The 15,251-nt window shown below is 72.1% G+C and carries 12 protein-coding genes; 5 read left to right on the plus strand and 7 right to left on the minus strand.

What is annotated here, in order from left to right; translation table 11 throughout:
* Positions 1 to 114: 114 nt before the first annotated feature.
* Complete coding sequence (locus tag AB0M02_RS39755) at positions 115 to 2,223, plus strand: ATP-binding protein (protein WP_364237023.1); 2,109 nt, start codon at positions 115 to 117, stop codon at positions 2,221 to 2,223.
* A 23-nt stretch (positions 2,224 to 2,246) separates the two neighbouring features.
* Here AB0M02_RS39755 and AB0M02_RS39760 read toward each other — a convergent pair whose 3' ends face one another.
* The 5 genes from AB0M02_RS39760 to AB0M02_RS39780 are packed head-to-tail and all read right to left on the minus strand — an operon-like array spanning position 2,247 to position 6,869.
* The gene (locus AB0M02_RS39760) at positions 2,247 to 3,470 is read right to left on the minus strand and encodes an ABC transporter permease (RefSeq protein WP_364237026.1); all 1,224 of its coding nucleotides are present in this window, start codon (positions 3,468 to 3,470) and stop codon (positions 2,247 to 2,249) included.
* Entirely contained in the window at positions 3,454 to 4,128 is a 675-nt protein-coding gene (locus AB0M02_RS39765; protein ID WP_364237028.1) for an ATP-binding cassette domain-containing protein, read from the minus strand. The genes AB0M02_RS39760 and AB0M02_RS39765 overlap by 17 nt, the downstream gene beginning before the upstream one ends.
* Before the next feature lie 4 nt (positions 4,129 to 4,132).
* The gene (locus AB0M02_RS39770) at positions 4,133 to 5,425 is read right to left on the minus strand and encodes a hypothetical protein (protein WP_364237030.1); all 1,293 of its coding nucleotides are present in this window, start codon (positions 5,423 to 5,425) and stop codon (positions 4,133 to 4,135) included.
* Positions 5,425 to 6,360, minus strand: coding sequence for a hypothetical protein (locus tag AB0M02_RS39775; RefSeq protein ID WP_364237032.1), 936 nt, complete (start codon positions 6,358 to 6,360; stop codon positions 5,425 to 5,427). The genes AB0M02_RS39770 and AB0M02_RS39775 overlap by 1 nt, the downstream gene beginning before the upstream one ends.
* A 56-nt stretch (positions 6,361 to 6,416) precedes the next feature.
* On the minus strand, positions 6,417 to 6,869 hold the full coding sequence (locus AB0M02_RS39780; protein WP_364237034.1) for a hypothetical protein: 453 nt from the start codon (positions 6,867 to 6,869) through the stop codon (positions 6,417 to 6,419).
* Between the two features lie 270 nt (positions 6,870 to 7,139).
* Between AB0M02_RS39780 and AB0M02_RS39785 the strand changes: the two genes are divergently transcribed.
* The 4 genes from AB0M02_RS39785 to AB0M02_RS39800 are packed head-to-tail and all read left to right on the plus strand — an operon-like array spanning position 7,140 to position 13,622.
* Positions 7,140 to 7,925, plus strand: coding sequence for an AfsR/SARP family transcriptional regulator (locus tag AB0M02_RS39785; RefSeq protein WP_364237035.1), 786 nt, complete (start codon positions 7,140 to 7,142; stop codon positions 7,923 to 7,925).
* Positions 7,926 to 7,949: 24 nt separating this feature from the next.
* On the plus strand, positions 7,950 to 11,183 hold the full coding sequence (locus tag AB0M02_RS39790) for a hypothetical protein (RefSeq protein WP_364237037.1): 3,234 nt from the start codon (positions 7,950 to 7,952) through the stop codon (positions 11,181 to 11,183).
* A gap of 40 nt (positions 11,184 to 11,223) precedes the next feature.
* Positions 11,224 to 12,525, plus strand: a complete 1,302-nt coding sequence (locus tag AB0M02_RS39795) for a hypothetical protein (protein ID WP_364237039.1) — start codon at positions 11,224 to 11,226, stop codon at positions 12,523 to 12,525.
* Between the two features lie 50 nt (positions 12,526 to 12,575).
* Positions 12,576 to 13,622, plus strand: a complete 1,047-nt coding sequence (locus AB0M02_RS39800) for an FAD-dependent oxidoreductase (RefSeq protein ID WP_364237041.1) — start codon at positions 12,576 to 12,578, stop codon at positions 13,620 to 13,622.
* Here AB0M02_RS39800 and AB0M02_RS39805 read toward each other — a convergent pair.
* Positions 13,603 to 13,908, minus strand: a complete 306-nt coding sequence (locus tag AB0M02_RS39805) for a hypothetical protein (RefSeq protein ID WP_364237043.1) — start codon at positions 13,906 to 13,908, stop codon at positions 13,603 to 13,605. The genes AB0M02_RS39800 and AB0M02_RS39805 overlap by 20 nt on opposite strands.
* Before the next feature lie 48 nt (positions 13,909 to 13,956).
* Positions 13,957 to 15,126, minus strand: a complete 1,170-nt coding sequence (locus tag AB0M02_RS39810; protein ID WP_364237044.1) for an oxygenase MpaB family protein — start codon at positions 15,124 to 15,126, stop codon at positions 13,957 to 13,959.
* Between the last annotated feature and the right edge of the window lie 125 nt (positions 15,127 to 15,251).

Here is a 15,251-nt window from a genome sequence, read left to right on the forward strand (position 1 = left end):
CCCCACGCGCCCGGTTGCATTCGGGGATCGGAGGCGCACTCGGATTCAGTCCGGCGCGGCCGGTGCCGATGGGCTGCTTGAAGGGAGCCGAACGGCTGCGGAGAGAGGTGCCCGATGACGGTTCGCGGGTCGTTGGCGCGTACCGCTCTGTGGAGCCTCGTCTACACGCTGGCCACGTTCGCCGGCCGGATGACGGTCATGGACGGCACCAACCTGAGCATGGTGTGGCCCGCCGCCGGGGTCCTGGCACTCTGGTTCTGCGCGCAGCGCCACTCCCGTACCCGATGGGCTGATGTCACCGCCCTGGTCCTGATCACCGTCCTGGTCAACCTCGCGACCGGCGCCAACAGCCGGCTCGTGGTGGTGTTCGCACTGGCGAACCTGAGCCAGGCCGGCCTCTTCATCTGGCTGTTCCGGCGCTGGCAGCCGTCGCTGTGGGGCGCCGGCGGCGAACAGGGACTGGCCCGTCTGCGTGACCTCTGGGTGCTGCTCGGCGCGGCTGCCGCGAGCACCGCGCTCGGCGCCACGATCGGGACCACCGGCATGTGGCTGATCAGCGGATTCTTCTCCTGGCCGTCGGCCACCGTGTGGCTGGCCCGCAACACCACGAGTGTGCTGCTCATCGGCGCCGTCGGGCTGCGGCTCGGCTACCTCTGGCACACTCGCCCCGCCGGGTGGACGTGGCGCCACGTGTGGCCGTGGGCCCGGACGGCGTGGCGGGCCACCTCGGTGTGGCGCGCCGCCGAGTACACCGCCCTGGTCGGCTCCTCCGCGCTGCTGTACTGGTTCACGTTCGGCGTCGTGCACGGGCTGCCGGTGGCGTTCACGCTGATCGCGGTGACGGTCTGGGCCGCCCTGCGGATGCCGACCAGTTTCGTCGTCTGCCACGACCTGTTCGTGGGCACGGTCGCGGTGCTGTTCACCCTCGCCGGCTCCGGGCCGTTCGCGAGCATCGGCAGCCACCCGACGCGCGCCCTGGTCGCCCAGCTGTTCGTCGGCATGGTCGCGGTGATCGGCCTGGCCCTCGCGCTGGGCCGCGACGAGCGTCAGACGCTGCTCACCCAGCTGGCCGCCGACAAGGCCGGCCTGGCGGTGCAGAAGGAGCAGGCCCAGCACCACGGGCGGCTGCTGACCGCGATCATCGACTCGATGACCGACGGGCTCACCGTCATCGACGCCCACGGGCATGTGCTGCTGCGCAACGCCGCCACGGCCCGGCTGCTCGGCGGCCGTACCAGCCCCGGCGACCAGATCACCGAGGCCGGCTACTACGGGCTGTTCCACACCGACGGGCGGCCGATGGGCGACGACGAGACCGCGTACGCCCGCGTCATGGCCGGCGAGCGGGACGCGCACCACGAGATGATCGTGCGCAACCCGGACATGCCCGAGGGCCGCGTCGTGGCGGTCACCGGCACCCGGCTGGAGGACGAACGTGGCAGGCCGCTCGCGGTCGTGCTGGTGCACGACATCACCGGCGAGCGCCGCCACCGGGAGGAGCTGGCGGCGTTCGCCGGTGTCGTCGCGCACGACCTGCAGAACCCGCTGACCGCCGTACGCGGCTGGACCGAGGCGGCCGGCGAGGTGCTCCAGTCGATGCCCGCGCACCCGCTGATCGCGGTGGTGGAGAGCAAGCTGCTGCGGGCCGAGCGCGCCGCCGACCGGATGCGCAACCTGATTGATGATCTGCTCGCGTACACCACCGCCCGCGACGCCACCATCCGGCCGGTGCCGGTGGAGCTCGAGGAGATCGTCGGCGACATCGCCACCGCACGTGCCGACTCGGCCGTCGTGGGGGACAACCCGGTGCCGTGCTTCGCGATCGGCCCGCTCCCCCGTGTCCACGCGGATCCGCCGCTGATCCGCCAGCTGCTGGACAACCTGATCGGCAACAGCATCAAGTACACCGCTCCCGGCGTCGTCCCGGCCATCAGCGTGACGGCCGCCGGCTCAGCGGGCGGCTACGTCACCGTCACGATCGACGACAACGGGATCGGCATCCCGGCCGGTCAGCACGAGGCGATCTTCGGCAACTTCCACCGCGCGCACGCGGGCTCCGCCTACGCGGGCACCGGCCTCGGCCTGAGCATCTGCCAGCGCATCGTGCAGCGCCACGGCGGCACCATCACGGCCGGCGACAACCCGGCCGGCGGCTCCCGCTTCACGTTCACGCTGCCCACGGAGACCGCCGACCGGCCGAGCCCGCAGCTGGCCCCGGTCTGATCCGGCCGCTGACCGGGACCCGATCAGCGCTGCAGAGCGGCCACCGGCTGGATGCGCAGGGCACGGACCGCGGGGAAGAACCCGGCCAGCAGACCGGCCGCGGCGCAGATCGCCGAGGCGACCAGGGCGGTACGCAGGTCGATGATCGGCACCCACCGGTTGAGCAGGGATATCCCGAGCGTGAGGCAGATGCCGAGGAACGCGCCGAGCATGCCGCCGAGCGCGCCCAGAGTGGTCGTCTCGCCGAGCAGTTGCAGGAAGATGTGGCGGCGGCGGGCCCCGATCGCCCGGCGCAGGCCGATCTCCTGGGTACGGGCGGCGATGCCGGCGGTGGCGGCGTTGGCGATCGAGACCGCGCCGATGGCCAACGCGATGATGCTGATCATCAGGCTGGAGCGGGCCACGTTCCCCTCGATCTCCTGCCGCAGCTGCCTCGGGTCGGGCGGTGCGATGACGCGCAGGCCCTGCGGTTCCCCCGGGTGCAGGGCGAGGGCGGCCTGCCCGCCGATGACCTGGGCGGCTCCGGGCGCGGTCTCGATGACCACGTCACGCTCGTTGTCGGTGCCGGGCTTGATCAGGCGCTCCGCGGTGGCCAGCGGCATCACCACGGACTGCAGCACCTCCGGACGGCGGGCCACGTCGCGATAGATGCCGATGACCGTGTACGGCTCGTCCTCGATGAAGACCGCGACCTGCGTACGCGTGATGCCCAGTTGCCCCGCCAGCCCCTCGGGAAGCATGACGACGCGCTGGGCGGCGGCCTCGATGAACGCGTCGTAGTAGCGGCCGGCGGTCAGCGCCGGTGCCATGACCTGGATCGCGCCGCGGTCGGCGCCGACGATCCGGGTCCGCACGTCGCTCTCGTCCGCCCGCGCCGAGCGGTGCACCTCCCACTCGCCGTCGAGCGAGATCCGGCTGCCCGCCGCGACGACACCGCGCAGACCGGTGAGCCGGTCCAGCGCCGCCGGATCCTGCCACGACGGATCCATGGTGACGTGCTCCGGGCGGACCACGACCTCGGTGGCGCGGCGCACGTCGAACGAGGACGTGACCTGATGGTTGAGCGTCGAGCTCAGGCCCAGCGTGCAGACGAACGCGGCCGCGCTGAGCACGGTGCCGACCGCCGTCAGCAGCGACCGGCCCGGGTGGCGGATCACCGCGAGCAGCGACTCGTGGAAGAAGTCGGCCGGCCGGAACCGGGGCCGGGAGACGCCCGCCCCGGACAGCGCCTCAGGCAGCCGGCTCATGTTCGGCCACGCTCCCGTCGGTGACCGCGATCCGGCGCCGCCCCTCCGCGGCGACGGCCCGGTCGTGCGTGACCACGACCAGGGTGAGGCCCTCGGCATTGAGGCCGCGGAGCGCCTCGAGGACGTTGTCGGTGTTCGCCGAGTCGAGGTTGCCGGTCGGTTCGTCGCAGAAGAGCACGCGCGGACGGCCGGCCACCGCCCGCGCGACCGCGACCCGCTGGCGCTCGCCGCCGGACATCATCCGGGGGTCGGCGTGTGCCCGGTGGCCGAGGCCAAGCCGCTCCACGGTCTCCCGGGCGAGACGACGGCGCTCGCGCCGGCCGTACGGGCCGTAGAGCATGCCCATCTCCACGTTCTCCAGGGCGCTGCGGCCGGCGAGCAGGTGGAAGTTCTGGAAGATGAAGCCGAAGACCTGGCCGCGTACGGCACCACGATGCGTCTCCCCCAGCTCGTTCACCGGGGTGCCGAGCACGTGGTACGACCCGGTGGTCGGCACGTCGAGCAGGCCGAGCAGGTTCAGCAGCGTGGACTTGCCCGACCCGGACGCGCCGGTGACGGTGAGATAGTCGCCCTCGCCGATGAACAGGTCGGTCTCCCGCAGGGCGTGCACCGGGTGCCCGTCGTCGTACGTCTTGGTGGCGGACCGCAGTTCGAGCATCGGACTACTCCGGGTTCCCGTCGCTGCCGACCACGACGGGTGTGCCCTCGACCAGTTCGCCCTCGGTGTCGGGGCGGATCTCGACCCAGCCGCCGGCAGTCTTGCCGGTCTCGACGGTGACCTCGCCGGTGGTGCCGTCGGGGCGGGCGATCGAGGCGAACGTGCTGCCGTCCGGCCGGGACCAGATCGCGGTGACCGGCACGGCCAGGACCTCGGCGTCGGAGCCGCTCACCGCGACGTCGATGCGCAGCGAGCGGCCGGCGGCCTTGTCGAATGTGTCGCCGTCGGCCCTGATCCGGACCTGGTATCCGGGCTGCTTGTCCTCGTCCTCGGCGGATCCGGCCGCGACCTCGTCGGCCACCGACAGGATGGTGCCCTCGGCCCCGGTGTCGCTGCCCTCGTCGGTGATGGTCACCCGCTGCTTCGGCGCGATCAGCTTGGCCTGGCGCGCGGTCGCCGAGGCGGTGATGTAGCCGGCCTGCCCGTCGAGTTCGAGAACGGGTTCTGCCGGGTCGGTCAGCACGGTGCCGACCTTGACGCCGACCTTGGTGACCTTGCGGCCGGCCCGGTCGAGCAGCAGCACCCGGGAACGCGGCACACCGGCGCCGGCGGCCAGGCGCGCCCCGGCCAGCGACCGGCGCGCGGCGTCGGCGGCGGCCTGCGCGGCGCTGCGGGCCGCCGCGTCGGGTGCGGCGGCCAGGGCGGCCTGGGCCTCCTGCAGGGCCTGCTCCGCGGAGCTCACCTGCTTGGCGGCGGCGCGGTCGCCGCCGATCGGGTCGTACCCGAGCCGCCGGTAGAGCCGGGTGAGCGCCTGCTGCGTCGGCTCGTCCAGCGTGGACGAGCGCGGCACGTAGAAGCCGAGACGCCGCAGCGCGCGCTGGATCTCCGCGACGTCCGGGCCCTTCATGCCGCCGACGACGTCGCGATACAGCGGGAAGGGCAGGTCCAGCGTGAACATCGGCTCGCCGGAGACGTCGAGGACCAGCATGCCCTCGTGCAGGCGGTCACCGGCCCGCACGGCGACGCTGGTCACCACGCTGTCCGCGCCGGCCGCGGCGGCCGGCAGCGCGAGCACCACCTTCGGGCCGGGTTTGACCTGGCCGCGCAGCACGACGGGCTCGGCGAGCACGCGCTGCTCGGCCGCCACGCTGATCAATGAGGGCGCCGGCGGCTCGGCGTCGGCGGCGGCCTGCTGCGGCGAGCGGAACTGCCGGCCGGCGACCACCCCGCCGGTCACCAGCAGGGCGGCGAGGGCCGCGCCTGCCAGCCCGGTGACCCAGCGGCGGCGGGCGGCCATCAGTTCGCCGCCAGCGTCGCGGCGGCGCGGGACAGCTCCTCCACCTTCGCGTTCAGCTCGGTGATCTGTGATTCGTAGCGGTCCACGTAGGTCTGCTGCACGGGCCGCGCGGCGGCCAGGTACGCGCCCAGCATGTCGGTCTCCTGGCGGCACCGGTACCAGTCCACCGCCAGGTCGGCCTCCTCCGGCGTCGGGACGTAGCGCCGGGCCGGGATTGCCGGGCCCACATCGATCGTCCCGGACCTGCGCCGGGGCTCCCAGTCGCGGGCGGTGGTCGGCTCCAGGTCGCCGAAGGTGACACCGAGCTGGTCGGGGTTCGGCGTCTTCAGGAACTGCTCCCGGTCGGCCGGCCGGTATCCGGCACCGGTGATGCATTCGAGCATCTTCCCGGCAAGGTCACCGGGGAGCTTGCGGTCCAGTTCCTTACGGTACGGGCCGAGCTGGTTGGTCAGCTCGTAATAGGCCCAGACGGTCTCGCGTGCGCCGGCTCCCAGGTCGTCCCACGCCTTCTCGTCACAGCGCTCGCCGGCCTTGTCGAAGTTCACGTCGTTGCTCACCAGGGCGGGCCGCTCGGCGTCCATGTCGTGCCCGAAGCCCTGCCGGCGGGCCTCGGCCTCGGTCATCGGGCCGAGCGAGCCGGCGCCGATGACCAGGCCCTCGAACGGGTTGACCGGCGCCGGGACCCCGATCTCCTGGTTCTGCGGATACCCGCTGTCGGCCATGCACCGGAACTGGAGCTTGGCCTGCGCGTGCTCGATCAGGCCCACCTTCTCGCCCTGCAGGATGTCGAAGGGCTGGGACGGTTTCGGCTCCGCGGCGGCCGATGCCACCGGTGCCGCCCCGGGCGTGGCCGGCTCGTCGTCGCCGAGGAACGAGCAGCCGGTCAGCGGCAGTACCAGCAATGCCGCGACCAGGCCGCGAGTGGTCCGCTTCATTCTCTCTCCCGTGGTGGGGCCGGGTGAGCCCGTACGAGACTCACCCGGCCTTGTCGTCACAGACCAGCCGGGCTGTTCGTGTTGCACCGGGAGTGGCCGTTGTTCCGGTCACCGCTGGTGTTGGTGAAGCTGCCGTAGTTGCGCGGCTGGCTGTGGTACGTGTACCAGTTGCCGGCGCCGTCGACGTCCCACAGCCAGACGGTGCAGGCGCTGTCTCGGTTGCGGAAGCCCTGCGCCTCGTCCATGACGTTGATGCCGAGCCGGACGTCGTTGACCGAGTCCCACCAGCGGTAGGCGCCGTGCGCGCCGTTGGCGTAGTGGTTCGCGCCGTTCCAGAACTGCTTGCCGTACTGGTTGTTGCCGAAGATGTACTGGAAGCAGATCTCGGTGTAGTTGCAGGGCTCGTTGCCGTCACCGTTGTCGTCGGCGAGCGCCGCACCTGGTACGGCGAGCGCGCCGGCGGCGAAGCCGGCCACGATCGCGCTCTTCAGGATGGTTCGCATCCGCATGTGTATGCTCCCTGGCGTGACGGGCGTCGGCTCGCGGGTCGCACCACTACCGACGCCACACGGATGTGCGGCGGCCTGAGGGTCGCCGCACCACCACTCCTCAGTGGCGGGTCCACTCTGGCAGAGCCTCTGCACACGGGGCGCACATTGATGTGCGTCGTTTCCACGGCTGTCAACTTATTGATTAACACCAATGAGTGCAGCCTGTGGTATCGAGGATCGTATATGATCGGCCACCACAAAGAGTGAGAACATGATCACGGGGGCGTGATGTTTCGCTTACATATTCTCGGCGAGGTACTCCTCGACGCGGGCCAGGTGCGTGTCAACCGCCGGATGGTCCGGGGCCTGCTCGTGGCGCTCGCCTTCAACGCGAACACGGCGGTCAGCGGCGACCGGCTGACGGAGATGCTCTGGGATTCCCCACCAAAATCGGCCATGGCGAACCTGCGTTCGCACGCTGCCGAACTACGCAAGCAACTGGCCGGCACCACGTTCGCACAGTCGTTACAACATGTCACCGCGGGTTACCGTCTCGATGTCGACCCGGCCGACTGCGACGCCACGGTTTTCGCATCGCTGGCCTGTAACGGACACCGTCACCTTCAGCGCGGTGACCTGACCGGCGCGGCGGCCCGCCTGCGCGAGGCTCTGCGGGTCTGGCGCGAACCGTCGTACGCCACCCTGCCGAGCAGCAGCTGGATGATCTCCGAGTTCGAGCAGCGGCACGACGTGATGATGCAGGCCCGCGACGACCTCCACGTGGCACGCCTGCTGCTGCACGACACCGAGGGCCTGCTGCCCGAGCTGCGCCGCAACGCCGCGCTCTTCTCCCACCACGAACGCACCTGGGGCCGCCTGATGCAGGTGTCCTACCTCAGCGGCGACCAGGTCAGCGCCCTCGCCGCGTTCCAGCGGGCCACCACCACCCTGTCCGACTCGTACGGCCTGGACGCCTCACCCGAACTCCACCGCCTCCACCTGGCCATCCTCAACCACGACGAGGAGGCCATCGCCGGATACGGGGTGCCCGTGGTGACGGCCGGCGCCGGTTGATGTCCTCAGTAGTCTGAACGGAAGATGGTCTCCGGCTCGGGCGAGGCGGCGATGGACGAGGAACCGGCACGGGGTGGGCCGGCACAGGGTGGGCCGGCCCAGCGCGCGCCGGTCGAGGTGCGGGAGTCGGCCGCGGTTCAGGTCGGCGACCACAACCGCATGCACCTGCACCTCGGCGGGCGGATGCCGCCCTGGTGGACCCGGTCCGGGTACATCGAGCAGGTCCGGGACATCGCGCCGGACGGCGGGCGGCCCGGCGGGCTCGTCGGCCGCCGGGCCGAGCTGGCCGAGATCGCCGCCTTCTGCCTGGGCGACTCGGAATACCTGTGGTGGAAGGCCGGGCCCTGGGCCGGCAAGTCCGGCCTGCTGTCCACGTTCGTGCTCAACCCGCCGCCGCAGGTCGAGGTGGTCTCGTTCTTCATCACCGCCCGGCTCGCCGCGCAGTCGGACAGCACCGCCTTCACCGACATGCTGATCGACCAGCTCTCGGCGATCGTCGGCGAGAGCGTTCCCAGCTCGCTCACGCCGGCCGCCCGGGACGCGCACCGGCGCGGGCTGCTGCGGGCCGCCGTCGAGAAGCTCCGTGGCGAGGGCCGCCGGCTGGTCCTCGTGGTCGACGGCCTCGACGAGGACCGCAGCGGCCGTGCGGGCTCGGGGCTGCCCAGCGTCGCCTCGCTGCTGCCCAAGATCTGCGGCGACGGACTGCGGGTCGTGGTGTCCAGCCGGCCGGATCCCGATCTGCCGGGCGACGTGCCCGCCGATCACCCGCTGCGCCGGTGCACGGCACGCCGGCTCACGGTCTCGCGCTATGCCACCGAGGTCGCCGTTCGCGCGGAGCGGGAGCTGCGGCAGCTGCTGCACGGCGACCACCTGCATCAGGAGGTGGTCGGGCTGATCACGGCGAGCGGCGGCGGCCTGACCCTCGCCGAGCTGGAGGAGCTGACCGGTGCCGCGCCGTTCCGGCTCAGGGACCTGCTGGGCGGTGTCTTCGGCCGGACGGTCGCCGGCCGCGACACCGGTGCCGCGGACAGCCCCGGCCGCGTGTACCTGTTCACCCACGAGACGCTGCGCGAGACAGCGATCGACGAGCTCGGAACGCAGCTCGGGGTGTTCCGCGACCGCTTGCACGAGTGGGCCGAGCGGTACCGGGGAACGTGGCCGCCCGACATCCCGCAGTACCTGCTCCGTGGTTACGCCCGCATGCTCACCGACTGCGGCGACACCGATCGGCTGGCCGTGCTGGCGACCGACCGGGCCCGGCACGAACGGATGCTCGTCGCCACCGGTGGCGACGCGGCGGCGCTCACCGAGATCCGCAACTCGCAGAACCTGCTCCTCAGCCGTCCCGCCATGAGCGAGTCCGGCCTCTACCGCCTGCTGCTGCTCTCCTACCACCGCGAGCACCTCGAGACCCGGATCAGGAACATCCCCACCGCGCTGCCCGCCGCGTGGGCGGCCGCCGGGCAGCCGACCCGTGCCGAGGCGCTGGCACGGAGCATCATGGACCCGTACCAGCAAGCACGCGCACTGGCCGGCGTCTCCGGCGCGCTGGCCGCCGCGGGCGACACCCGGCGGGCGGAGCAGATCGCCTGGAACATCTCCGTCTGGCTGGTGCATGACGAGGCTCTGCACAACCTGATCGGTGTCCTGGCAGGCACGCCCGCGCAGGAGCGTGCATACGACATATCAGCTAATATCCATAGTTACTATTGGCAAGCATTGGCGACGGCGACATTGGTCGCCTACGCCGGTGACTCGGAGCAGGCTTCGCGGTGGGCGGACGACGCGGAGTTGTATATCGCACGGATCAGCTCGCTGCCGGTGCGCGCCCGGGCACAGGCCGCTCTCGCCCGGGCTCTCGCGCACGGCGATCCGCCCCGCGCGCTGGCCCTGTGGGACGCGGCCGAGCGGATCTCCCGGGGAATCGCCGAGCCGGAGCGTCAGGTGGAGGCGCTGATCGGCCTGCTGCCGGCGGCGGCCGCGATCAAGGGCCCGTCCCGGGTGCGGGAGTTGCTGGACGACGCCGAGCAGCTCACGCGCCGCGCGATGGACTGGAACCGCCGGACCCAGGCACTGATCGACATAGCGATCGCGGCGGCCAGGACCGGTGACATCGACCGCGCCGAGAGCATGGCCCGGTCGATCCTCGACCCGTACTGGCAGGAGAACGCCCTGGTCGAGCTCGCACCCGCGGTGGCGACTGCGGGCGACGTCGCACGCGCTGAATCGATCGCGCGCGGCATTCCGAACCGCGAACGCCGGACGCGCGCGCTGGCCCGCCTGGCACCGGCGATCGCCGCGGCCGGCGAGACCGGCCGGGCCGAGGACATCGCCCGGGAGATCACCGACCCGGAGCGGCGGGCTCAGACCCTGGCCGAACTCGCCCCGCCGGTGGCCCGCGTGGCCGGCGCCGAACGGGCGGGGGCACTCGCCGCAGAGGCGGAACAGACCGCCCGAGGCATCGTGGACCAGGCCCGCGAGGCACAGATCCTGGAGGCACTCTCCTCAGCCGCGGCCCGCGCATCCGACCCGTCGCCCGCTTCCGCCACAGGGCCTGGCCCACCCCGGCCCGCGCCGGCCGAGGCGGCGCCGGCGAGCGATCCGGAACGCGGCGCGGCATTGGTGGACGAGGCCGCCGAGGTCGCGGACGCGATCGCGGATCCGAACGACCGGGACCGGGCCCTGACCGACCTGAGCTGGGCGGCCGCCGAGGCCGGCGAACTCGTGGCGGCCAAGGAGATCGTCTCGGAGATCAGCGACCGGGCCCGCCGTCAGGAGGCCCTGGTCGGCCTGATCAGGAGGCAGTCCGGGTTCGGCGATCTGCGGGAGCTGGAGAGGATCGCTCGCCAGATCACCTCGCGGCACTGGCGTACCGAAGCCCTCAGCCTGCTGGTGACCGCGACTGCCGGGGCCGGTGACGTCGCCCGCGCCGAACAGCTGGCACAGGAGATCGACGACTCCGCCCGGCGGGCCCGGGCCCTGGCCGACCTGGTCACCGTCGTGGCCGCGGCCGGCGACGTCGCCGACGGTGAGCGGATCGCCCGCACCGTCACCGATCCCGACCAGCAGGTGCGCGCTCTCCTGGAGGTCGCGCGTGCGAGCGGGCCGCCGTCGGGCGACCGGCTCCTGGGCGAGGTGCTGAGCACGGCCGCATGGCAGCTCGCGCTGCCGCTGCTCGCGGAGCGGCACCCCCGGGCGATCCTCCGGGCCACCGCGGATATCCGCGTTGTGACGTCCGGCGATCCCCGGCACGAATAGCATCACCGGTTGGGGTGACGGCCGGTGGAGGGCGGGGACGATGGCGGGCAGGCTCCTGCGTCCGGTCGTGCTGGCCCGCGACACCGGGCCCCTCTGGGCCGTCGATGAACTGCAGCCGGTCGCGGCCCTGCTGGATCCCCGGGACGGCGCGGTGACGCGGCTGGTCTCCTGGACCGGTCTTCCGCCGCCCCCGGCCGGGGAGAGCTGGCGTGTGCTCGCCGCCGGGGACGATCTGTGGGTGCAGCCGGGTCCGGGCGGGCCGGTCGCGCGGGTCGATCCGGAGGGTGGGGTGCACGCGGGCTACAGCGCGGGCCGCCGCCTGGTCGCGGCCGACGCGCGGGGCGCCTGGTGCGTGGACAGCCAGAACGACCAGGTGCTGGTCTCGGACCCGGAGGAGGAGCCGGGGCCGCTGCCCGGTGACCAGGTGATCGTCGTGACCGGGGACGGGAGCGTCCGGCGGATCGAGGTGGATCGGCCGGTCCGGGACGTGCGGGCGGGCGGGGAGGCGGTCCATCTGGTCGTCGACGACGAGCCCCACGCGGTGAAGCCGCTCGGCGGGTCGACCTGGGAGCTGACGTGGCGGCGGGCCTGGATGCGGGTGCCGCCGGGGCCGCTGCCGGAGAGCCTGCGCCTCGCCGACGCCGAGGTGGGCAAGCCGTCGCTGCCGCACGCCACCGTTCTCGGTGAGCATTGGATTCATGCCGAAGAGCCAGAGGGGTACGGCGTACGCGCCGGCGACCGCAGATGGGTTGCCTCGTCCCGGCCCGGCGACGACCGGTTCGTCGTCTTCGGGCACGCCGACGACGGTGACCCGCCGGCCCGCGCCGACGCCGGTCCGGGACAGGCTCTGGCGATGGTGGGCACCGGCACCGGCGTCTGGATCTCCATGCGGCGCCCGGACGGAACCGTGGAGGTGGTGCGCCTCGACCCCGGCACCGGCGCGATCGGGACAGCCCTCGCGAAGGTCGACATCGGCGACCACTGCTGGCCGATGTCCTCGCCACCCGCCGACGCCGAGTCGTACGCCCGCTACCAGCGCGACTGCTTCACCGACCTGGACAACGCCTGGCACGACCTGACGACCGGGACCAGCACGCCACTCGCCGGGCACACCAGCCGCTGGGAGTCCGACCTGGCCGGCTCGTGGCCGGACACGCAACTCGTGCTCTCGTTCGAGCACCAGCGCTACCCGGGCCTGCGCCTGCGCCGCCGGGTACGCCTCTTCGACGAGCTGGGCCGCCCGACACCGCCCGAGTTCGCCGACATCCACCTGATGGAGGACATCGACACCGGCAGCCTGCCCCCGGCCGCCGGAGCGGTGGACGGCCTGCTGGATGTGTGATCCTCGCCCCGCGCCGAAATAGCGGCGCCGGTCACGCGGTTGCGCGGGGCGTGAACACGGCAACCGTGGTGGTCATCGGGGCCGGCCAGTCCGGGCTGTCAGCCGGGTACCACTTGAAGAGGCGCGGCCTGGACTTCGTGATCCTCGACGCCGCCCCCGCACCCGGCGGCGCCTGGCGCGAGCGGTGGGAGTCCCTGCGGATGGCCACCGTGAACGGCATCTTCGACCTCCCCGGCTTCCCGAAGCCGCCCCTCGACCCGGCCGAGCCGAGCCGCACCGCCGTGCCGCGCTACTTCGCCGCCTTCGAGGAGGACGCCGCGCTGCCGATCCTGCGGCCGGTCCGGGTGACCTCGGTGCGGGAACACGACGGCGGCCTGCTCGTCGAGTCCGGCAGTGGGTCCTGGGCCACCGAGGCGGTCATCAACGCGACCGGGACCTGGGACAACCCGGTGCGGCCCGGCTACCCCGGGCAGGACACGTTCACCGGCCTCCAGCTGCACACCCGCGACTACGTCTCCGCGGATCAGCTCGCCGGCAAGCGGGTCGCCGTGGTCGGCGGCGGGATCTCCGCGCTCCAGCTGCTGGAGGAGATCTCCCGGGTGGCGAGGACCTTCTGGTACACCCGCCGCGAACCCGTCTTCCGCGACGGCGAGTTCCAGCCGGAGGTCACCGGCCGCGAGGTCATCGCGAGGGTGACGGCCGACGTGGAGGCGGGCCGGCCGACCGGGAGCGTCGTCTCGTACACCGGCCTGATCTGGACTCCCTACGCGGTGGCGGCCAGGGAGCGCGGCGCCCTGGAACGGCGGCCGATGTTCACGGCGATCGAGCCCTACGGGGTACGGGAGGCCGACGGCTCGTTCACCTCGGTCGACGTCATCCTGTGGGCCACCGGGTTCAAGGCGTCGCTCGCCCACCTCGACCCGCTGGGTCTGCGCAACGAGCGGGGCGGCATCCGGATGACCGGGACCGCGGTGGCCGCCGACCCTCGGGTGCACCTGGTCGGTTTCGGGCCGTCCCAGTCCACGGTCGGCGCCAACCGGGCGGGCCGCGACGCCGTGAACGCGATCGCGCGCTATCTCAGCCGGCGGACATCCTGATCAGGGCGTTGCCACCGAGCATCAGCACGTCCGCGCCGGCGACCAGCATCATGCTCAGGTTCAGGCGGCGGGCGGCCAGCTCCGGATCATCGGAACCGGTCATCCCCCGCACCGCGAAGTAGAGCGCCGCCAGCACCAGCGGAATGCCGCCGATGAGCGTGAAACCGACCTCGGACGGCGTGTTCCCGCGCGCGACGAGCAGCGAGACCATCACCGCCGGCACGATGCCGAAGAACACCACGGCCAATCCGGCATACCACCGCAGCGGCCCGATCGCGTTCGTCATCCACTCCCTCTCGACCCGGGAATGCTAGCCGGTGACGCGGATCCCTGTTCAGGGCCGGTTGGTCACCGGGATCTCGATGCGGATCGGGCGCGCCTCCGACAGGAACAGCAGCGCGGCCTTGCGGAGGAACTCGTCGAACAGCCAGTAGGCCTGGGGCGCGAGGGGGAAGGGCAGAAGACCTTCGCGTACGGCGATGAACGGCCCCCACGCGGTACGCAACAGCGGGTCCCACACCGGCTCCCGCGGTATCCGCAGCCACGAGGCGATCTGGTCGCCGAGCAGGAACCGGGTGAACGCACCCAGGATCGGCCGGCTCAGAATGCCGGCGTCGACCGGGGTACCCAGGTCGAGCAGGATGTCGGCCAGCTTGACGCCCTCGGGGGTGGCCGCGAGGACCGGGTCGAGGACCTGGCGCGCCTGCGAGTTCGCCTCGGACCAGGTGGCCGGGATGTACTCGTCGCGGATGCCGAGCAGGTGCGCGCCGACCTGCCACGAGTGCAGGAAGGCGTCGGACTCGGAGTCGGGGATCGGCACCTTCCAGGCGGTCAGCTTCTGCATGACCGTGGTGGGCAGGCTGTGCCAGGTGACCATCATGTCGCGCTGGCTGATCGGGATGTCCTCGTCGGCGGCCCCGGTCCAGTGCGGCGACTGCGGAAGCAGATGCCGTACGGCCGCGTGGACCAGGCGGGTCTTGACCGCGGTCACGATCATCTCGCCGCTCGGCAGGTACGCGTTGACCGAGCCGATGTCGTACCCCAGCTTTGCCGTTTTGGAAATGCGGTCCTTCATGTCCGCGCCGCCCTGTGAGTAGTAGACGGCGCGTGCCTCCTTCGGGATGACGGTGCTCATCATGCCGCTGGCCAGCCCGTAGAGGACGCCCAGATAGAGCCCGCGCTTCTCGTTGAACTCGACGGCGGTGGCGAGTTTGCCGGTGTCGGCCCAGGAGGGCAGGCGGCGCGCGCTCTCCATGAAGTCGCGCAGGTCGGCCGGGAGCCCGTCCGGCAGCGGCTGGCCGTTCCTGGTCCAGGTCCGCAGCAGCTGGTTGACCATCGGCACGTCGCCGCGCTCGATCAGGGAGGCGACCAGCGGATCGGCCTCGTCGTCCCAGACCCAGCGGGGATCGAGACCGGCGCCGGTGCCCGCCACCGACCCCGCGGGAGACCAGGTCCACGCGACGCCCATCGCGCCGACCGCTTTCAGAAGGTTGCGCCGTTCCATGGCCGATCACCCTCCCCTGAGACACTGATACACTTTCCGTCCTCGTGTATCAGCATGGGACCACGCGCGTCACCACGATCACAAGAGTCAATGTGATGAGCATCGATTGATACGCTGATACACGT

It is taken from the genome of Actinoplanes sp. NPDC051861 (genome assembly GCF_040681145.1).
Classification (GTDB): Bacteria; Actinomycetota; Actinomycetes; order Mycobacteriales; family Micromonosporaceae; genus Actinoplanes.